This window comes from Streptomyces sp. NPDC001903 (genome assembly GCF_042891345.1).
Lineage (GTDB): Bacteria > Actinomycetota > Actinomycetes > Streptomycetales > Streptomycetaceae > Streptomyces.
The window spans coordinates 328,977-347,684 of record NZ_JBIASZ010000003.1; the positions used below are offsets into that span (position 1 = coordinate 328,977).

Below are 18,708 nucleotides of genomic sequence, written 5' to 3' on the forward strand. Positions count from 1 at the left end.
GGGAGGACCATGGCCCGGGGCTGTGACCCCGGTCACCCTTGCGTTCATTGAGTTCACGGCCCGGTGCACACTGAGCGCCATGTTCCGTTTTCCCCGGCCCCCGCGCAGCCTCGCCGGCCAGCTGTTCGCCATGCAGGTGCTGCTGGTCGCCGTGGTCGTGGCCGGCTGCGCGGTCTTCGCGTACGCCACCGCCCGCGGGCAGGCCGAGGAGGCCGCCCGGCGCCAGGCGGGGGCGGTGGCCCGCGCGGTCGCCGACTCCCCGTCCGTGCGCGAGGCCGTACGCGGGGCCGCGGCCGGCCGCGACCCCTCGGCCGCGCTCCAGCCCTACGCCGAGCGGGTCCGGGTGGACTCAGGGGTGGACTTCGTGACGATCATGGCCCCGGACGGGCGGCGCTGGACGCACCCCGACCCCCACCGCATCGGCGAGCCCTTCCTCGGGAACACCGCCCCCGCCCTGCGCGGCGAGACCTTCAGCGAGACCTACACCGGCACCCTCGGGCCCTCCATCCGAGTCGTCACCCCGCTCATGGACGACGGCCGGGTCACCGGCATGGTCAGCGCCGGCATCACCGTCCGCGCGATCAGCGCCCGGCTCGCCGAGCAGCTCACCGCCCTCGCCTGGGTCGCGGCCGGCGCGCTCGCCCTCGGCGGAGCCGGCACCTACGTCGTCAACGCCCGGCTGCGCCGGCACACCCACGGGATGAACGCGGCCGAGCTCAGCCGGATGTACGACTACCACCAGGCGGCCCTGCACGGGGTCCGCGAGGGCCTGCTCATGCTCGACGGCCAGCGCCGGATCACCCTCATCAACGACGCCGGACGCGAACTGCTCGGCCTGCGGGGAGAAGTCCGGGGCACCGGCGCCGCCGACCTCGGACTGCCCGCCCCGCTCACCGGCGCCCTGCTCGCCGACCGGCCCCGCGTGGACGAGGTGCACCTGACCGCGGACCGGGTGCTCGTCCTCAACAGCTCGCCCGTCGCGGGCGGCGGCCGCCGCGGCACCGTGGTCACCCTCCGCGACCACACCGAACTCCAGTCGCTCACCGGCGAGCTGGATCAGGAGCGCGGATTCACCGAGGCGCTGCGCTCCCAGGCCCACGAGGCCGCCAACCGGCTGCACACCGTGGTCTCCCTCATCGAACTCGGGCGCGCCGACGAGGCGGTGGAGTTCGCCACCGCCGAACTGGAGCTGGCCCAGGCCCTCACCGACGAGGTGGTCACCGGCGTCGGAGAGCCCGTGCTGGTGGCGCTGCTGCTGGGCAAGGCCGCCCAGGCGCACGAGCGCGGAGTCGAGCTGTTCGTCACCCCCGACAGCCGGGCCGTCGACGCCGGCACCAAAAACCTCCCGGCCCGGGACCTCGTCACCGTGCTCGGCAACCTCCTCGACAACGCCGTCGACGCCCTCACCGGCGTCCCCGGTGCCCGGATCGCGGTCACCGTCCGCCCCGAGCAGGACGCACTGCTGCTCCGCGTCGCCGACAACGGACCCGGGCTGCCCACCGGCTCCGCCGCCGACGTGTTCCTGCGCGGCTGGTCGGGCAAGGGAGAAGGGCGCGGCCTCGGCCTCTCCCTGGTCCGGCAGGTGGCCCACCGGCACGGCGGCAGCGCGGTGGCCGCCGAAGGCCCCGGCGGGGGAGCCGAGTTCACCGTACGACTGCCCATGCGAAGGGAGCCGACGCCATGAGCGACGCACACGGGACGGCCGGGCCGTCCGCGGTCCGGGTGCTGGTGGTCGAGGACGACCCCGTCGCCGCCGACGCGCACGCCCTCTACGTCGGCCGGGTGCCCGGTTTCACCGCCGTCGGCGCCGTCCACTCGCTCGCCGAGGCCACCCGAGTCCTGGAGCGGACCCGGGTGGACCTGCTGCTGCTCGACCTCACCCTGCCCGACGGGCACGGGCTGCGCTTCGCCCGCCGGCTGCGGGCCTCGGGCCACCCGGTGGACGTGATCGTCGTGACCTCGGCGCGGGACCTGGCCGTGGTCCGCGAGAGCGTCTCGCTCGGGGTGGTCCAGTACGTACTGAAGCCGTTCGCCTTCCCGACGCTGCGCGAACGGCTGCTGCGCTACGCCGAGTTCCGCGCCACGGCGGGTGAGGCGGCGGGCCAGGACGATGTGGACCGGGCGCTCGCCGCGCTGCGCGCACCCGGCCCCGCCGAGCTCCCCAAAGGGCTCAGCGCGCCGACCCTGGACCGGGTCGGCGCGCTGCTGCGGGCGGCGCCCGAGGGGCTGACCGCGGCGGGGGCGGCCGAGGCCGCCGGGATTTCCCGGATCACGGCCCGCCGCTACCTGGAACACCTGGTGGACACCGGGCGGGCGGACCGCACCCCCCGCTACGGGCAGGTCGGCCGCCCCGAACTGCACTACCGCTGGCTGGCCGCGGCGGCCGGGACCGGTTCGGTGTCGAAGGTGTAGAACTTCCGGTGGTCCAGCAGGTCGGCCGGGGTCACGTCGTTCCAGGGCCGCATGGTGTCGTGCAGGTCGACGACGTTCAGGGTGCCGGCGGCCGGCAGGTACGTCGACTTCGGGTTGCGGGCCTGCCACTCGGCCCACAGCTTGTCGATGAAGGCGTGGTGCATCCAGAACACCGGGTCGTTGGGGGAGACCCCGGTGGCCATCTGGCCGCCGACCCACACGTGCACCCGGTTGTGCAGGTTGGCGCCGCGCCAGCCCTCCAGGTGGTTGCGGAAGCCGTTCGAGGAGCTGTTCCAGGGGGCCATGTCGTACACCGGCATGGCGAGGACGGCGTCCACCTCGGCCTTGGTCGGCAGTTCGGCCACGCCCTCGCCCAGCGCGCGGCGCAGGTAGGCGCGCCCGTCCACCCGCACGTTCACGTTGAACTTCCCGGTGGCGTACGCGAACGGCCCGTCCATGACCTGGCCGTCGCGGGCCCGGCCGGTGCCGCCGAGGAAGTCGGCGGCCCAGAGCGAGGAGCGGGAGGTGCGGTCCGCGGTCCAGTCCCAGTAGGGGAGCGAAACCTTCGGATCCACTTTCTGCAGCGCGGCCTCGAACTCCAGCAGGAAGCGGCGGTGCCAGGGCAGGAAGGAGGGGGAGCGGTGGCCCACCCGGTCGCCCGAGTCGGTGTCGCTCATGATGAACCCGTTGTGGGTGGTCACGAAGCGGTCGTACGCGCCGGTGCGCTTGAGTTCCAGCAGCGCGTTGGTGAAGGCGCGCTTCTCCTCGGCGGTCAGGGCGGCCTGGTTCTTGCGGACGGTCATGCCGTGCCTCCCATGGGCGCGAAGGGGGCGAGGACGGCGCCCTGGAGCTCGCGCACGGCGGCGCGGGCGAGCGAGACCGGATCGGCGAAGGTCTCGTAGTGGTTGACCACGCTGATCCAGGTGCCGTCGGCGTTGCGCATGACGTGCAGTTCGCGGCCGTCTATCCGGACGGTGGGCAGGCCGTCGTGGCCGCCCCCGTGATGGCCGCCGTGGTGGCCGCCCCCGGTCGCGGCCGGGGTGATCTGGATGCGGCGGCCCTGGTACACCTCGTCGACCGCGCCGCTGGGTATGGAGGCGCGGGAGTCGGCGGCGGCTGCGTGCGCGGTGGCGCCGGCTATGCCGAGGGCGGAGAGTGCGCCGGCTGCGGTGCCCAAGGCCTGCCGGCGGGTGATCTTGTTCATGGGCCGAAGAACTATCAGGACGGTGCGGCCTGTTGACCGGTATCCGGACATCGGCGGATAAGTTGCCCATAGAACCAGTTGGTCGATCTTCCCGTCCGAGCAGGCTCCGGCGGCCCGGACGGGAAGATCTTCGAGTCAGACTCTACTCGACAGTAATTTCTCCGGTTGCGCGCGCCCCCTATGCAGGGCATCACACCGCGGAGTCGGCCGGAAGCTCTCGGTTGCAGTGCCCGGTTAGCGCAATTTGTAACGAGTGGGCACTTATAGTCCGGATATGGCTCTTCATGAGACGAAAGACGTACGCGGCATCGACGCCGACTCGGACGTGTTCACGTCCGCCCTGAGCGGCCGGATCCTCCCCAAGTACCGGATGCCCGACGACCACTCGCCCACCGAGGTGGTCTACGAGCTGCTCAGCAACGAGCTCCTCCTCGACGGCAACGCGGCCCAGAACCTGGCCACCTTCTGCACCACCTGGTCCGACGACGGCGTGCACCGCCTGATGAACCAGTGCCTCGACAAGAACATGATCGACAAGGACGAGTACCCGCAGACGGCCGAGATCGAGGCCCGCTGCGTCAACATCCTGGCCGACCTGTGGAACGCTCCGGTCGGCGGCGCGGCCACCGGCTGCTCCACCACCGGATCCAGCGAGGCCGCCATGCTCGGCGGCCTCGCCCTCAAATTCCGCTGGCGTGCCCGCCGCCAGGCCCAGGGCCTCCCCGCCGACCGGCCCAACCTCGTGTGCGGGCCGGTCCAGATCTGCTGGGAGAAGTTCGCCCGCTACTTCGACGTCGAACTGCGCCAGATCCCGGTCGAGGCCGACGCCACGGGCCTGCGGCCCCATCAGCTCGCCGAGTACGTCGACGAGAACACCATCGGGGTCGTCGCCATCCTCGGCGTCACGTACACCTGCGACTACGAGCCCGTCGCCGAGATCGCCGCCGAACTCGACCGGATCCAGGCCGAGCACGGCTGGGACATCCCGATCCACGTGGACGGGGCCAGCGGCGGCTTCGTCGCCCCCTTCCTCCACGCCGACGTGGTGTGGGACTTCCGGCTCCCGCGCGTCGCCTCCGTCAACACCTCCGGGCACAAGTACGGGCTGGCGCCGCTCGGCGTCGGCTGGATCGTGTGGCGCACCGCCGACCTCCTGCCGAAGGAGCTCGTCTTCGACGTGAACTACCTCGGCGGCGACATGCCGACCTTCGCCCTCAACTTCTCCCGCCCGGGCGGCGAGGTCATCGCCCAGTACTACCTGTTCCTCAGGCTCGGCCGCGCCGGCTACCGGCGCGTCCACGAGGCCTGCGTCGCCACCGCCCAGTACCTGGCCGGGGAGGTCGCCGCCATGGGCCCGTTCACCCTGCTCTACGACGGCCTCGGCGGCCTGCCCGCCGTCTCCTACCGGCTCACCGACCAGGCCGCGGCCGGGTTCAGCCTCTACGACCTCTCCGACCGGCTGCGGATGCGCGGCTGGCAGGTGCCCTCGTACCCGCTGCCGGCCGACCGCGACGACACCGTCATCCAGCGCGTGCTGATCCGGCACGGGGTGACCCGCGACCAGATCGCCCTGCTCGTCACGGACCTCCGCAACGCGATCGACCACCTCACGGCGACGCCCCCGCCGACCCCGGCGACCGCACCCCACTCGGGCTTCCACCACTGAACGGCCTCGCCCCCACCGGTTCATGCCGCGCCCGGCCCTTCGCGGGATGACTCGCGCACGGCTGGGCATGGGTGCACTGAACGCACGCGCGAGCCCATGGGGCGCGGGCAGGGCAGGGGCAGGGGAGGGGCGGGAACGTGAGCCAGATGGTCCACTCGACGGAACGGATCAGGGCTTCGGCCGCGCAGTTGACGGCGTGGGGCGGTCGGCGTGTCGGATCGACCCTGCGCCTGGAAGGTCCCTGCCCCGCCTGCGGCCACACGGCCACGGCGGTGGTTCGGCTCACCGACACCGCATTCGAGGCAGGAAGCGCCGATGCGGGCGGGCCGTCGGTCCTCACGGTCGCCCTCAGGAACCAGGCGCTGCCGCCGGAGGGTTTCCGCGGCCCCGCGCGCCCTCGGAGAGCTGGTCGTCCAGCAGGGCCAGCAGAGTCGCGCAGAGGGCGCTGACGTCTCTGCCGGGTGTCGAGGGAGGCACCTGCGCCGACGCGAACATCGGCAGCGAGGGGAAGGTCAGCATCGGCTCGCCGTCCGGGGCGAGGAGGACATGCGAAGGGTCGATGGGCCCGTAGGTGGTGCCGCGGTTGTGCGCGACGGTGAGCGCGTCGGCGAGCTTCGCGCCGATGTCGATCACCTCGGCCACTCCCAGCGCGGCCGATGGGAGAAGTGCCGCGGGCCCGATGTCCTGTACCAGGTAGGGACGCCGGTCCGCGGTCAGCCCGGCAGCGAGCAGTTCGGCAACCCGGGAGTGGACCGCTGCCTGCCGCGCCCGTCCCACTTCCTGCGCGAAGTGCTCCGCCGCGGCATTCGTGTCAAGGACCCGACGGTGGACGCGCACGAGGCAGTTGCGTGAAGACTCCTGGTCGCGGAGACAGAAGTGCACCGCGGAGCCGTGCATCGCCACCGACTCGAACGTCAACGTGGCGGAGCCGGCCACGGCCTCCTCGGCTATCCCGCAGATCTCCCGCAGATCGACGGCGAACCACGGAAGCTGTGCCGCCTCAGGGGGCGCGGGTCCTTCCGGCACGTGCTGCTCCGCCCACTGCGCCAACGGTGCGGAGTCCGGGCGGTGTTCGACGGCAGCCCGGACCAGTTCCCGTAACCAGCCGTGATCTTCGGCATTCTGGATGACCTTGAACACCAGATCGTCATGGTTGTCCGTCTCGCCGGCGACGGAGCCGAGCCTCCGGCTCAGCCGGAAGTAGAACAGCTTCTCGAGTTCGTTCTTCGAGGTGTAGGCGTCCAGGAGCAGCTGATACAGCTGTACGCGCTCCCCGTGACTCAGCGACCAGGCGACGACCAGACACCCCCTGTTCCAGGCTCCCGTCACCACCATAGCCGCAGAGCGCGGGATGCCCACCGCCTTGCAGGTCGGATCAGGCGGACGTCGACCAGCGCATGCCGAGCGCGTCCAGGGAGGCGACGCGGTCCGGGGCGAGGCCCGACGCGCGCGAGCGCTGATTGGCGATCCACACCCCCAGGCGCACCTCCTGGCCGCCGAGCCGCTCCACGTGGGTGCGCGGGACCCGCAGATGGCGCTCGCGGGTGTGGAACTGGCGGGCCGCGGCCAGGTGTTCCGCCCACTTCTCGGCTTGCGTGCGCCGCGGCCGAGGGCGCTCGGCCGGGCCCGCCGCCGTCACCCCGAGCGTGTGCTCCAGCAGCCAGCGCTGCGCCCAGGTCAGCTGCTCCCAGGCCAGCCGCTGGCTGCGCACCCACCGGCCCAGGTCCTCGCCCTGGACGATCACCTCGTCGGGGGCGAGCGGCAGCCGGCCGCCCGCGTCGAGGTGGACGCGGGTCAGGTGGAAGGCGCGCTGCCAGGAGATCTCCCAGGCCGGGCACCAGGACGCGTCGATGGCCTCCAGGGCCTCCCGGCGCTCCTCCGGCAGGGCGCCGGGCCCCTCGCGCCGGGCGGCGGCACGCTGGTTCTTGACCCACACCCCGACCGGCGCGCCGCGCCAGGTGGCCTCCGCCGGCGGCAGCAGGTGGCCGTGCTCCGCCGCCCAGCCGCGGGCCGCCGCGAGCCCCTCCTCGTACGCCACGTCGAAGTGGCTCCACACCATGCCGAGCGCGTCGAGCTGCGCGACCCGCTCCCGGCCGAGGGCGCCCCGGCGGCGGGTGCGCCGCGCGTCCGCGATCCACTGGCCGAGCGGGAACCGGGCCAGCCCGGGCGGCCAGCCCTCGGCAGCGGGCTCCGCGGCGGCCCGGGGGTGCGTGTGCGCCCCGGCCGGGACCTTGAACGCGAACGGAACCCGCAGGTCCCCGGCCCGGGACGCGTAGATCCGGGCGGCCTCGATTCCGCGCCGCCAGTTCTCGCGCTCCGGGTGCAGCACCCGCAGCCGGATGAACGCCGCCAGCAGCGCCGGATCCCTCGGCGTGGAGAAGCTCAGCAGGGCCTGCGCCCCCGTCCGCATCCCGGCCCCGGCCACCGCCTCGCCGAGGGACTGCGCCCGCGGCCGGCTCGGGGCCTGCGGCTCGGCGAGCGATTCGACCAGCCGGGTGTCGTGCGCCCGCAGCGCCTCCAGCAGCCGCGCGAGGTCCCCGTAAGCGCGCGAGGTCAGCATCGACTCGGCCGTCTCGCCCGGCCCCAGCAGCACGGGCACCACCAGCGAGGCGACCTTCCCCTCGCCGGGGCGGATGCGCAGCGCGCGCCCGACGGCCTGGACCAGGTCCGGCATGGAACCGCGTACGTCGGCCCAGAAGACGGAATCGCACTCCTTGGTGTCCACGCCCTCCCCCAGCACCCGGACACTGCCGAGGAAGGCCTTGTCGGCCACCCCGTCCGCCGCGAAATCCGCCAGCACCCGCCGCCGGTGCGCCGCCGTGTGCTGCCCGCACAGCCAGTCCGCCCACACCGTACGGGGGTAGCCGGGCCCGGATTCCCCGCTCCCGGCCCGCAGCCGCTGCGCCACCGCCGGCAGCCCGGCCGCGAACGCCTCGGCCTCCCGGGTCAGGTGGTGGAAGACGAGGGTCCGCCCGAACCCCTGGTCGGCGGCCGCCTTCACCAGCGCCGCCTGCAGGGCCGCCAGCCGCGACCCGCGCACGGCGTCGGAGCGCGCGTCCGCGCCCAGCAGCACGGCCGCCTGGAACCCCGGATCGCTGACGTCCACGCACACCACCCGGTAGGGGGCGCAGATGCCGCGGTCGACGGCCTCCGCCAGGGTCAGCGTGTGGCAGCGCGCGCCGAAGGGCCCGTCGGGATCGTCCTCCATCGACGCGACGAGCTCGCCCCGCCCGGAGCCGCCCTCCCCGTCCTCCTCCGCGCCGTCCTGCCAGACCCGGGGCGTGGCCGTCATGTACAGCCGGCGCAGGGAGGGGATGCGGGTGTTGTCGTGCACCACGCCCCAGGGCTTCCCGATCCGCCCGGACGTACGGTGCGCCTCGTCGACCACGATCAGGTCCCAGCCGGGCAGGCCGGCGAGATGGGCCTGCTCGATCGTGCCCAGGCCCAGTGAGGCGTACGTGGCGTAGACCGTCACCCGGTCCGCCGACGGGCCGGCCCGGCGGGCCAGTTCGGCCGGGTCGGTCGTGGCCGGCATGCCCGCGTCCGCGGGCCGCAGGGAGCACACCGCGAGGGCGCGGCCGGTCCGCCCGCCCTCGCGCCAGGCCGCCGCCGTCTGTACGAGGAGGTCCAGCGAGGGTACGAGGACCAGCACCCGGGCGGCCCGCAGCTCCTCGGCCGAGCGCACGGCGACCAGGGACTTGCCGGAGCCGGTGGCCATGATCACCTGGGTGCGCAGCCCGGCCCCGGGCACCCGGCCGCCGGCGGGCAGTTCGAGTGCGCGGAGCACCGCGTCGACCGCCTCGCGCTGGTGCGGACGGAGCTCTTTCCTCGCCATGCGCCCTGCTCCGTCCGTTCGCCCGCCCGCTGTCCGCTCTGATCAGCCTTTTCGGCCCCAGACTCCATCCTGCACGAGGTTTGAAGCATGCGGGGCCCGCGGCGCGGGCGGGGCGTCCGGATCACATCTTGGCGCCGAAGTTCTGCGTCCACCACGGGCCGCCCGGGCCCTGGTGGATGCCGACGCCGATGTCCTTGAAGGAGCAGTTGAGGATGTTGGCGCGGTGGCCCGGGCTCTTCATCCACGAGTCCATGACCGAGGCCGCGGTCTGCTGGCCCCGGGCGATGTTCTCCCCGTACGTGGACCAGCGGTACCCGGCGGCCGTCGTCCGCTTGCCCGGGTCGGCGCCGTCGGGGTTGGTGTGGTCGAAGAAGTCCCGGGCCGCCATGTCGTCGGAGTGCCCCTGGGCGGCGGACTGCAGCTTCGGGTCCTCCTTCAGGGGGCCGCAGCCCGCCGCCGCGCGCTCGGAGTTCACGAGCGCGATGACCTGTCCGGCGACCCCGGTCGGGGCGGGTCCCGGAGCGGGCGCCGACGGGCGCGGAGCCGGCGCCGTGGACTTGGTCGGGGTGGCGCTCGGTGTCGGGCTCGCGGCGGACGGGCTCGGTGAGGCGGAGGCCGAGGCGGAGGGGGACGGCGAGGCCGAAGCGGAGGGCGAGGCCGAGTCCGAGGGGGACACGGAGGCGTCGGGGGCGGACAGCGCGGACAGCGGGGCGGCGGGTGCGGCGCCGGTGTCCTTGTCGTCGGAGCCGGGGAAACCGCCGAGGTACGCGAGCCCGCCGCCCGCGACGCACGCGGCGAGCACCGCGCCGCCGACAGCGCGCCGGCGGCTCTGGCGGCGCTTGCGCAGGGCGCTGCGGCCGCCGCCGGGGGTGGCGTCCGGTGTGCCGCCCTGGGCCGAGACCGTTGGGGTGAGCTGCGTCGCGGCGTCGGAGGCGTCCGCTCCGGCGAAGCCGGGGCCGTCGAAGGCCGAGCCGTCGAAGGCCGGGCTTTCGAAGCCCTCGCCGCCGTCGGGGGAGTACGCCTGACCGCCCGAGCCCGCGCCGTCGTCGTAGGCGTAGGCAGCGTCGGCCGGGGCGAAGTCCGCGCCCGCCGGGACGTAGCCGGCGGCCGCGGCCGACCGTATGCCCGCCAGCAGCGCCATCGAGACCGGAACCAGGGCCAGGCCCGCCAGCAGCCCCTCCGCCGGGAGCAGTCCGCTCCACAGCCCCGCGCACCGCAGGCACTCACGCGCGTGCCGGGCTATTCGCTTGCGCCACAGCGTCGACGGCACCCCGTCCCAGGCCCCCGTCACCGCGCGCAGCCCCTCGCACGGCGGCTGCGCGCCCAGCGCCCGCTCCACCACCCGGGCCGACTCCAGCTGCGCCTTCATCCGCTGCACCCGCACCGCCGTGTGCTGCGGGGACAGTTCGAGGGCCGCGGCCACCTCCGCGCGCGTCAGCTCGCCGGCGCATTCCAGCCACCACAGCGACAGCAGCGCCCGGTCGTCGGTCTCCAGCCAACGGGTGGCGCGGGCCGTCTCCCGCTGCTGGCCTTCGAGCTGGAGCCGCAGCACCGTCAGGTCCACGAAGTCGGCGCCCGGATCGGCCAGTTCCCAGGCGGCTTCGAGCCCGCTCTCGCCGGGGGCGCTGTGCCGCGCCTGCCAGTGCGCCCGCACCCGGTTCATGGCGATCGCGACCAGCCAGGAACGGAAACTCTCGTCCGACCGCAGGGTGCCCAGCCCGTCGAGCGCCCGCAGCATGGTGTCCTGCACCACGTCGTCCACGTCGACGGAGCCGTTCAGAGCGCGCCCGACGATGTTGTAGACGAGCGGCAGGTAGGTGCCGACCAGCTCGTCCTGCGCGCGGGAATCGCCCGCGCGGGCGGCTGCCACCAGCGCTGCCGTGTGCTGTGTAGTCATGTGAGGTTCCCTGTCCGTACCGGCGGTCGATGATGCCCGATACCTGGGAGACCGTCGAACAGGGCCCGGATAACGGTTATCCGGAAGAAGAACCCGAAGAAATTTCTTCCGGAGGCTGCGCGGGGGCGCCGCGCCACTGTTTCACAGCAGCGGAGCGAGCGCCTCCGTGGCCCTGCGCAGGGCCGGGGCGTACGTCTCGATCTCCTCGCGCGAGACCAGCAAGGTGACCGTGGTGACGCTGACCCCGCCGATCGGGCGGCCCTGCGGGCCGAGGACGGCGGCGCCGATGCACCGGATCGTCGGCTCGTTCTCCTCGTCGTCCACGGCGAAGCCCCGGGTCCGGACCTCCTCCAGCTCCGCCAGCAGGGCCTCCGGGCTGGTCAGCGTCCTCGGTGTGCGGGGCGCCAGTCCCGCACTCGCGATCAGCGCCCGCACCTCCTCCTCGGGCAGCTGCGCCAGGATGCTCTTGCCGATCGCGGTGCTGTGCAGCGGCATCCGCATCCCGACGCGGGAGGCCGTCCGGAACGGCTGGTCGCTCTCCAGCTTCCGGATGTAGGTGAGCGTCTCCCCGCTGTGCAGGGCCAGGTGGACCGTCTGGCCGACCGCCTCGCGGAGCTCGCCGAGGATTCGCCCGATGCTGTGCGGCTCGCCGCCGCTGACCAGGGCGGACAGCGCGCGCAGCCGGGCCCCGACCCCGTGGCGCGATCCGCTTTCCGAGCGTACGAATCCCTGCTCGGTCAGCGAGGTGAGGATCCGGAACGCGCTCGACTTCGGCACGGCCGCGGCCGCCGCCACATCGGTGAGCCGGTGCGGCCCGCCCGGCGCGGCCACGGCCTCCAGGATCCGCATCGACTTCTCCAGCGCGGTGCCGGCCGCCGAGGTCCGGCCGCCGCGCGCGGGGCCGGCGGCCGCGTCCATCGTGGGCCCGTCGTCGGGCATGCGCTCTCCCAGGGCAGGGCGGGTGGGGGTATGGTCTGCGAAAGTGGTTCCGCTACACGGTACTGCGTTCCACTACGTGGAACAAGTGGGGCGTGGGAGAGCGGAACAGATGGAGAGGGAGGGATCCTTTGTCCTGCCACCCGTACGACGCGATGGCGGCGCAGCGCCTGCTGCCGGTCCTGCGCGATACCGATGCCGCAGAAGCCGTCCGCCGGACCGCCGCCCTGCTGGCCGCCGGCTGCCGGGTGGTCGAGCTGACCACCTCCACCCCCGGCTGGGCCGAGGCCGTCGCGCGGACCGCCCCGCTCGCCGACGCGCACGGCCGGTCCGCCCTGATCGGCGTCGGCACCGTCACCGACGCCGGTCAGGCCGAGACCGCCCTCGACGCGGGCGCGGCCTTCCTGATCTCCCCCTACCCGGCCCCCGAGGTCCGGGCGGTCGCCGACCGGCGCGGGGCCGTCTTCGTCGAAGGCGGGTTCACCCCCGGCGAGATCGCCTCCGCCATCCGGTCCGCGGGCGCCGCGAAGGTGTTTCCGGCGCACGTCGGCGGCCCGCGGTTCATCCGCTCCCTCACGGCGGTACTGCCCGGGGGGCTGTTCATACCGACCGGCGGCATCCGGCCCGCCGAGGTCGGGGAATGGCTCGCCGCCGGGGCGGCCGCCGTCGGCATCGGCAGCGGCCTGCCCGACGATCCGGGCGAGCTGGCCGCCGTCTTCGCGGCGCTGGCCCGGCCCTGCTGCACCGGCTGCGCAGCGGCGGGGCGCTGAGGATGCCGCCCGCACCCCGTACCGGCCGCGACGCCGGTCACGACCCCGGCCGCGGCCCCGGCCGCGGCCCCGGCCGCGACCCCGGCCGCGACCCCGGCCGCGGCCCCGGCCGCGACACCGGCTATGACGTCCTCGTCCTCGGCGAGGTCCTCGTCGAGGTCCACGCCGACACCGCCCTGCGGGAGGCCGCCGACGGCACCCCGGCCCGCATCTCCTACTCCGGCGACGCCCTCAACGCGGCGGCCGCGGCCGCCGCCGCCGGGGCCCGGACCGCCCTGCTCGCCGTCGTCGGCGACGACGAGCTCAGCGTCCCGCTGCTGCGCCGCGCGGCCGCTCTCGGCGTGGACGTCTCCCACGTACGCCGCGCCCGGCGCCCCAACGGCGCCTACCTGCTCGCCTCCGACACCGAGGGCGACCGGGCCTTCGTCTACTGGCGCACCCACAGCGCCGGTTCCACCCTCTCCACCCGGCACGTCGAGTCCTGGCGGTCCCTGCTGACCGGCACGAAGGCCCTCGTCACCAGCGGGATCACGGGCGCGCTGTCCCCGAGCAGCCGCGAGGCGGTGGTGGCCGCCGCCGAGACCGTGCGCGGGGCGGGCGGGCACGTCTCGTACGATCCCAACTACCGCCCCCGCCTGACCGGTCGGGCCGAGGCGCGCGAGCTGCTGGCCCGTATCGCCCCGCTGACCGGGCTGCTCAAGACCTCCTGCCCGGCCGACGCCGAGGCCCTGGTCGGCACCGCCGATCCGCGCGCCGCGGCCGCCCGCTACCGGGCCCTGGGCGCCCGTACCGTCGTGGTCACGGCGGGCGCCGACCGGCTGCTGCTCGACGACGGCACGCGGGCCGAGTACCACCCCGTGCCCCTCAACCCCCGTCCGGTGGACGCGACCGGCGCCGGGGACTGCTTCACCGGCACCGCCACGGCGCGGCTGGCCCTGGGCGACGGCCTGGCCGACGCCGTCGCGTACGGCATGGCGGCGGCCTCCCTCTCGGTCTCCGGCCGGGGCGGCACGGGCCGTGTCCCCGCGTTCCCCGAAACGGCAGCCCTGGCGGCCGCCCACCGCGCCCGTGAGAACACCCCCTAGGCGGCCTCGAGGAGTGCCATCTCCTCCGGGGACAGCCGCAGCGCTCCGGCGGCGATGTTCTCGACGAGGTGGCCGGGGTTGCCGGTACCGGGGATGGCGAGCACGTGCGGGCCGCGGTTCAGGGTCCAGGCGAGCCGCACCTGCGCCGCCGACACGCCGTGCGCCTCGGCGACGGCCCGCACCTGCTCGGTCTCCTGCGCGACCACCACCCCGGCCTCCTTGCCCGCGCCGGCGATCGCGAAGAACGGCACGAAGGCGATGCCCTCCTGCCCGCAGGCGTCGAGGAAGGCGTGGTCCTCGGCCGGGGAGCCGATCCCGTACGGGTTCTGCACGCAGACGACGGGGGCGATGGCCCGGGCCTCGGCCAGGTGGTCGGGCCGTACGTTGGACAGGCCGAGGTGGCGGACGAGCCCGGCCGCGCGCAGCTCGGCCAGCGCACCGAAGTGCTCGGCGATCGACCCCGTGGTCTCCCGGCGCGGAATCCGCAGGTTCACCACGTCCAAGTGGTCGCGGCCCAGCTGGCGCAGGTTCTCCTCCACCTGCCCGCGCAACTGCTCGGGCGTGGCCCACCACCACTGGCCGGCGAAGTCGCGGCCCGGTCCGACCTTCGTGGTGATGACCAGGTCGTCGCCGTAGGGGGCCAGCGCGCGGTTGATCAGCTCGTTGGCCGAGCGCGTGGGGGAGAAGTAGAAGGAGGCGGTGTCGATGTGGTTCACGCCGCGTTCGACGGCCAGGCGCAGTACGGAGACCATCCGCTCGCGGTCGGTGGGGGAGCCGTCGGCCAGGTGCGTCAGGCGCATGGCGCCGAAACCGACCCGGCGGACGGCGAGGTCGCCGAGCCGCCAGGTGCCGGATGCTGCCACGGTGATCGTTTCGGAAGTCATGGGGTGAGGCTAAGCCGTGTCTTTCGGATCATGCCGGGCCCGCGGCGTCTGGCACCGCGCCTCGCGGCGTTCTCGTCGGTCGCCGACACACCACGTCGGCTTCCTCCTCGGCCTTGCGATGCACAGCGCCAGACACCGCGGGCTGACCCGGCCTGATCCGAAAGACACGGCCTAGCGGGGTCCGCGGCCGCCCCTCGGGGAGGAGTCCCCCAGTCCGCGCCCCTGCCGCCGTGACTCCACGGCGGCAGGGGCGCACGTGGTGGGACACCGCCGGGCCGGGTCGGTTTCCGCGGCCCGGCGGCGCCGGTCTGGTGGGTCCCGGGGCCGGTGGCCCGGCCGTCAGCGGCCGCGCAGGCCCCGGTCGACGGCCGTCATCAGCTCGCCGTCGGCGGTGTCCCCGTCCAGGGACCAGAACATCGCGCCGCCCAGGCCGTTCTCGCGGACGTACTCCGTCTTGGCCCGCAGCACCTGCGGGTCGTCGTACGTCCACAGCGTGCTGCCGTCGAAGAGCCAGGCGTGGCCGCCCCGGCGGTCGCGGTGGAGCTGGTAGGTGCCCGAATCGGCGAGCTTCTTCAGCGCCTTGTAGTCCTCGTATCCGGCCGCCCAGGTCGCGGGCGCCGGGCCGGTCGCCGGCCGGCCCATCCCGTCCCCGCCGCCGCTGACTCCCGTCCAGCCCTGCCCGTAGAACGGCATGCCCATCACCAGCTTGCCGGCCGGCGCCCCGCGGTGGCGCCAGGCCTCCACCGTGCCGGCCGCGCTGAAGTCCCCGCGGGCGCGAAGCGCGGACTGCTGGGCGGTGGTCGGCTCGCCGGAGACGTGGAAGTCGTATCCCTGGAGGTTCACGAAGTCGAGGTCGCGCATGATGCGGCGGACGTCGAAGCCCGCGTCGATCTTGGCGGGGGCGGTCGGGACGAACGCCGTCAGCTCGTACTTCTCCTTCCGCTGCCGGCTTCGTGCGTACGCGTCGAGCTGTGTGCGGAACTCCTTCACCAGGGCCGCGAAGTTCTGCTTGTCCTCGGGGCGGTACGTGGTGTCCGTGTCACCGGCCGAGCCCGGCCACTCCCAGTCGAGGTCGATCCCGTCGAAGAGGCCGGCCGCCGCGCCCGCGCCGCCGCGGGCGCCGTCCTGCGGCAGGTTGCCCTTGATGTAGAGGTCGATGCAGGACTGGACGAGGGCCTTGCGGGAGGCGGGCGTGAGCGCGGCGTCCGAGAAGTGCGTGGACCAGCTCCAACCGCCCAGCGAGAGGAGGACCTTGAGGCCCGGGTGCTTGGCCTTGAGCTCGCGCAGCTGGTTGAAGTTCCCGGCGAGCGGCTGCTCCGCGCTGTCGGCGACCCCGTCGACGGAGTTCGCGGCGTCGAGCGGGCGCACGTAGTCGGCCCAGGCGTCGGCCTCGCCCGGCACGTTGCCGGTGAAGCACTTGCCCTCCGCGTTGATGTTGCCGAAGGCGTAGTTGACATGGGTGAGCTTTCCGGCGGTGCCGCTCGCTTCGAGGTCCTGGACCTGGAAGTCCCGTCCGTAGACGCCCCATTGGGTGAAGTACCCGACCCGCTTGTAGGAGCGGTCGTGCCCGCCGTCGGCCTGCGCGGCGGCGGCGGGTGCGAGAGCGGTGAGCAGGGCGAGGGAACAGGCGGCGACGGCCAGCCTGCCGGGCATGCTGCGGCGCATGGGCTTCCTTTGCGGAGGCGGGAGCGGTGCGGGACGCGTGCGCGGTGCATGCCGGAAACTATTGGTCTGGACCAGATGGGGTCAAGGGGGCGTTCCAAACTCGGGCCGACCGGGTTGTCCGACGGGACGCTCGGTGCCGAGGCCGTCGGCGGGGCCGCCGGGAGCGGGATCGTCACGCCGGAGCCGCCCGGGCCTCGTAGCCTGGGACCCGACCCACGGAAGGAGGCCGCCGCCCGTGCCGACCCCGTCTGCCGCTCCGCCCTTGATCCTCGATGCCGGCGATCCGCTCGCCGCCGCCGTCACGGCCGCGATCGAGGGCGGTGACGTACCCGGGCTGCGGCGGCTGCTGGAGGCGCACCCCGGGCTCGCGGTCGGCCGCATCGTCAAACGGTGTGCGGGCGCCGGCGAGCGCAGCCTGCTGCACATCGCCACGGACTGGCCCGGCCACCGGCCGCGGACCGCGCGGGTCATCCGTACGCTGGTCGCCGCCGGGGCCGACCCGGCGGCCCGGTTCGTCGGGGCCCACGCGGAGACCCCGCTGCATTGGGCGGCCAGCAACGACGACGTGGAGGCCGTCGACGCCCTCGTCGCCGCCGGAGCCGACATCGAGGCGCCGGGCGCGGTCATCGGCGGCGGCACCCCGCTCGCCGACGCGTGCGGCTTCGGCCAGTGGCGGGCCGCCCACCGCCTCCTCGAACTCGGCGCCCGCCCCGACCTCCACGAGGCCGCCGCCCTCGGACTGCTCGACCGCGTCACGGAGTTCCTCGCCGCCGGCCCCCCGCCCGCGGACGAACGCACCGGCGCCTTCTGGTCCGCCTGCCACGGAGGTCAACTCTCCACCGCCCGGTACCTCCTGTCCGATCGAGTGGACGTCGACTGGATCGGATACGGTGACGCGACCCCGCTGGATGCCGCCCTGACCAGCGGGAACGAGGCCCTGATCGAGTGGCTCCGGACCAACGGCGCCCACACGCGGGCCGAACTCCCACCCGCTTGACCCGCTAATCCATTTGGATCCCGGCGGCGCTCCATGTCAGAGTTTCCCTCACCGAAGGGGTGTAGCTCAGCTGGTCAGAGCGCTGGTCTCCAAAACCAGATGCCGCAGGTTCGAATCCTGCCGCCCCTGCAAGCAGTACGCGGCGTCGGGCCCGTCCCCTCCACGGGGGCGGGCCCGACGGCGTTTCGAGGCCGTCTGGCAGACTGGGGCGAACCACCCCAGGCGGTGCAGGACAGGAAACCGGTGCGAATCCGGTGCGGTCCCGCCACTGTGACCGGTGCCCGCTCGGGGACCGGGAGTCAGACACTGACGCACCGCCTCTTCACGTCGACCAGGGGACGAGGATCCCCCGGAGAGGCTTCGCCATGCCGCGTTCCCGCGCCGTTCTGCGCGCACTCGTGCCGATCGCGCTCCTGATATCCCTGGCCGCCTGCGGCGGTCCGCCCCCGGCGGAGGGCGGGGCCGCGGACGCGGCCGGTGCGCCGGGGTTCCCGTACACCGTCACCAACTGCGGTGTCAGCAGCACCTACCAGGCCCCGCCGCGGCGGGCTGTCACCATGAACCAGCACGCCACCGAGATCCTGCTGGCCCTCGGGCTCCAGGACCGGATGGCCGCGACGGCCTACCTCGACGACGCGGTGCTGCCCGCCTACCGGCCCGCCTACGACAAGATCAAGGTGCTGGCCAAGGAGTACCCCTCCAAGGAGGTCCTCCTCGGCGCCGACCCGGACTTCGTCTACGGCGGCTACGCGAGCGCCTTCGACAAGGCGCAGGGCCGCGACCGGGAGGGACTCGCCAAGGCCGGCATCAACTCCCGGCTGAGCGTGGAGTACTGCAGCACCGGCCCCGTAGGCATCGAACAGCTGAAGACCGAGATCACCGAGGTCGCGCGCACCTTCGGCGTACCCGAGCGCGGCGCGCGCCTCATCGAGGACGAGCAGCGCCGGATCGACGCCGTCACCGCCCGGGTCAAGGACAAGGCCAGGCCGGCCGTCTTCGTCTACGACTCGGGCGAGGGCACCGCCTTCACCTCCGGAGGAGGCGGCATCGGCAACGAGATCGTCTCGCTGGCGGGCGGGACGAACAGCTTCGCCGACCTCAAGGACACCTTCGGCGACGTGTCGTGGGAGAAGGTCATCGAGCGGCGGCCCGAGGTCGTCCTCATCTACGACTACGGCGGCACCACCGTCGAAGCCAAGAAGCAGCGCCTGTTGAACGATCCGGCACTGGCCGAGGTTCCCGCGATCAAGAACAAGCGGTTCGTGGTGCTGCCCCTGTCCTCGGCCGTCCTCGGCGTCCGCGTCGCCGACGCCGTCGAGTCCCTGGGCCGCCAGCTCCACCCCGACACCGCGTGAGC

The 18,708-nt window shown here is 73.9% G+C and carries 15 protein-coding genes, 1 tRNA gene and 1 riboswitch; of the genes, 8 read left to right on the forward strand and 8 right to left on the reverse strand.

The annotated features are described in order from the left end of the window. The first annotated feature begins 79 nt into the window (after positions 1–79). Positions 80–1,684: an ATP-binding protein gene (locus ACFYZS_RS08250; RefSeq protein ID WP_389008103.1), complete on the forward strand. Its 1,605-nt coding sequence runs from the start codon at positions 80–82 to the stop codon at positions 1,682–1,684. Continuing rightward, positions 1,681–2,412 carry a response regulator gene (locus ACFYZS_RS08255; RefSeq protein ID WP_389008106.1) on the forward strand — a complete coding sequence of 244 codons (732 nt, stop codon included), beginning with the start codon at positions 1,681–1,683 and terminating at the stop codon, positions 2,410–2,412. The genes ACFYZS_RS08250 and ACFYZS_RS08255 overlap by 4 nt, the downstream gene beginning before the upstream one ends. Here the strand turns inward: ACFYZS_RS08255 and ACFYZS_RS08260 are convergent. Together ACFYZS_RS08260 and ACFYZS_RS08265 are read right to left on the reverse strand one after the other, a co-directional pair. Beyond that, positions 2,361–3,215, reverse strand: a complete 855-nt coding sequence (locus ACFYZS_RS08260) for a tyrosinase family protein (RefSeq protein WP_389008109.1) — start codon at positions 3,213–3,215, stop codon at positions 2,361–2,363. The two genes, ACFYZS_RS08255 and ACFYZS_RS08260, sit on opposite strands and share 52 nt — an antisense overlap. After that, the gene (locus ACFYZS_RS08265) at positions 3,212–3,616 is read right to left on the reverse strand and encodes a tyrosinase family oxidase copper chaperone (protein WP_389008112.1); all 405 of its coding nucleotides are present in this window, start codon (positions 3,614–3,616) and stop codon (positions 3,212–3,214) included. The genes ACFYZS_RS08260 and ACFYZS_RS08265 overlap by 4 nt, the downstream gene beginning before the upstream one ends. A 274-nt stretch (positions 3,617–3,890) precedes the next feature. On the opposite strand from ACFYZS_RS08265, the gene ACFYZS_RS08270 reads away from it, so the two are divergent. Then, a complete protein-coding gene (locus tag ACFYZS_RS08270; RefSeq protein ID WP_389008115.1) occupies positions 3,891–5,282 on the forward strand; it encodes a glutamate decarboxylase in 1,392 nt (463 codons plus the stop codon). Positions 5,283–5,630: 348 nt separating this feature from the next. On the opposite strand, the gene ACFYZS_RS08275 is transcribed toward ACFYZS_RS08270, so the two are convergent. The 4 genes from ACFYZS_RS08275 to ACFYZS_RS08290 form a co-directional block, all read right to left on the reverse strand. Continuing rightward, on the reverse strand, positions 5,631–6,641 hold the full coding sequence (locus tag ACFYZS_RS08275; protein WP_389008118.1) for an effector-associated domain EAD1-containing protein: 1,011 nt from the start codon (positions 6,639–6,641) through the stop codon (positions 5,631–5,633). Positions 6,642–6,657: 16 nt separating this feature from the next. Beyond that, a complete protein-coding gene (locus tag ACFYZS_RS08280; protein WP_389008120.1) occupies positions 6,658–9,117 on the reverse strand; it encodes a Helicase associated domain protein in 2,460 nt (819 codons plus the stop codon). 121 nt (positions 9,118–9,238) lie between these two features. Next, a complete protein-coding gene (locus ACFYZS_RS08285) occupies positions 9,239–11,014 on the reverse strand; it encodes a sigma-70 family RNA polymerase sigma factor (protein WP_389008123.1) in 1,776 nt (591 codons plus the stop codon). 141 nt (positions 11,015–11,155) lie between these two features. Then, entirely contained in the window at positions 11,156–11,953 is a 798-nt protein-coding gene (locus tag ACFYZS_RS08290) for an IclR family transcriptional regulator (protein ID WP_389008126.1), read from the reverse strand. A 128-nt stretch (positions 11,954–12,081) separates the two neighbouring features. On the opposite strand from ACFYZS_RS08290, the gene ACFYZS_RS08295 reads away from it, so the two are divergent. After that, complete coding sequence (locus ACFYZS_RS08295) at positions 12,082–12,720, forward strand: bifunctional 4-hydroxy-2-oxoglutarate aldolase/2-dehydro-3-deoxy-phosphogluconate aldolase (RefSeq protein ID WP_389008129.1); 639 nt, start codon at positions 12,082–12,084, stop codon at positions 12,718–12,720. Between the two features lie 2 nt (positions 12,721–12,722). Beyond that, entirely contained in the window at positions 12,723–13,805 is a 1,083-nt protein-coding gene (locus ACFYZS_RS08300) for a PfkB family carbohydrate kinase (protein ID WP_389008131.1), read from the forward strand. Here ACFYZS_RS08300 and ACFYZS_RS08305 read toward each other — a convergent pair. After that, entirely contained in the window at positions 13,802–14,689 is an 888-nt protein-coding gene (locus ACFYZS_RS08305) for an aldo/keto reductase (protein ID WP_389008133.1), read from the reverse strand. The two genes, ACFYZS_RS08300 and ACFYZS_RS08305, sit on opposite strands and share 4 nt — an antisense overlap. 339 nt (positions 14,690–15,028) lie before the next feature. After that, positions 15,029–16,354 (reverse strand): glycoside hydrolase family 18 protein, encoded by a 1,326-nt coding sequence (locus tag ACFYZS_RS08310; protein WP_389008135.1) that lies wholly within the window; start codon positions 16,352–16,354, stop codon positions 15,029–15,031. 235 nt (positions 16,355–16,589) lie between these two features. Here ACFYZS_RS08310 and ACFYZS_RS08315 point away from each other — a divergent pair, with 235 nt between their 5' ends. The 3 genes from ACFYZS_RS08315 to ACFYZS_RS08325 all read left to right on the forward strand — a co-directional run bounded on the left by ACFYZS_RS08315 (position 16,590) and on the right by ACFYZS_RS08325 (position 18,706). Next, positions 16,590–17,351, forward strand: coding sequence for an ankyrin repeat domain-containing protein (locus tag ACFYZS_RS08315; RefSeq protein WP_389008137.1), 762 nt, complete (start codon positions 16,590–16,592; stop codon positions 17,349–17,351). Positions 17,352–17,406: 55 nt separating this feature from the next. Then, positions 17,407–17,480: transfer RNA gene (locus ACFYZS_RS08320), tRNA-Trp, on the forward strand. Between the two features lie 103 nt (positions 17,481–17,583). Continuing rightward, positions 17,584–17,660: riboswitch (cobalamin riboswitch) on the forward strand. Between the two features lie 56 nt (positions 17,661–17,716). Further along, a complete protein-coding gene (locus ACFYZS_RS08325; protein ID WP_389008139.1) occupies positions 17,717–18,706 on the forward strand; it encodes an ABC transporter substrate-binding protein in 990 nt (329 codons plus the stop codon). Positions 18,707–18,708: the final 2 nt, after the last annotated feature.

What these genes read in the sequence shown, in the direction of transcription:
- ACFYZS_RS08290 (WP_389008126.1), bottom strand. Translation starts at nt 11,953, where the DNA reads ATGCCCGACGACGGGCCCACGATGGACGCGGCCGCCGGCCCCGCGCGC.
- ACFYZS_RS08270 (WP_389008115.1), top strand. Translation starts at nt 3,891, where the DNA reads ATGGCTCTTCATGAGACGAAAGACGTACGCGGCATCGACGCCGACTCG.
- ACFYZS_RS08265 (WP_389008112.1), bottom strand. Translation starts at nt 3,616, where the DNA reads ATGAACAAGATCACCCGCCGGCAGGCCTTGGGCACCGCAGCCGGCGCA.
- ACFYZS_RS08305 (WP_389008133.1), bottom strand. Translation starts at nt 14,689, where the DNA reads ATGACTTCCGAAACGATCACCGTGGCAGCATCCGGCACCTGGCGGCTC.
- ACFYZS_RS08285 (WP_389008123.1), bottom strand. Translation starts at nt 11,014, where the DNA reads ATGACTACACAGCACACGGCAGCGCTGGTGGCAGCCGCCCGCGCGGGC.
- ACFYZS_RS08310 (WP_389008135.1), bottom strand. Translation starts at nt 16,354, where the DNA reads ATGCGCCGCAGCATGCCCGGCAGGCTGGCCGTCGCCGCCTGTTCCCTC.
- ACFYZS_RS08280 (WP_389008120.1), bottom strand. Translation starts at nt 9,117, where the DNA reads ATGGCGAGGAAAGAGCTCCGTCCGCACCAGCGCGAGGCGGTCGACGCG.
- ACFYZS_RS08260 (WP_389008109.1), bottom strand. Translation starts at nt 3,215, where the DNA reads ATGACCGTCCGCAAGAACCAGGCCGCCCTGACCGCCGAGGAGAAGCGC.
- ACFYZS_RS08325 (WP_389008139.1), top strand. Translation starts at nt 17,717, where the DNA reads ATGCCGCGTTCCCGCGCCGTTCTGCGCGCACTCGTGCCGATCGCGCTC.
- ACFYZS_RS08255 (WP_389008106.1), top strand. Translation starts at nt 1,681, where the DNA reads ATGAGCGACGCACACGGGACGGCCGGGCCGTCCGCGGTCCGGGTGCTG.
- ACFYZS_RS08250 (WP_389008103.1), top strand. Translation starts at nt 80, where the DNA reads ATGTTCCGTTTTCCCCGGCCCCCGCGCAGCCTCGCCGGCCAGCTGTTC.
- ACFYZS_RS08300 (WP_389008131.1), top strand. Translation starts at nt 12,723, where the DNA reads ATGCCGCCCGCACCCCGTACCGGCCGCGACGCCGGTCACGACCCCGGC.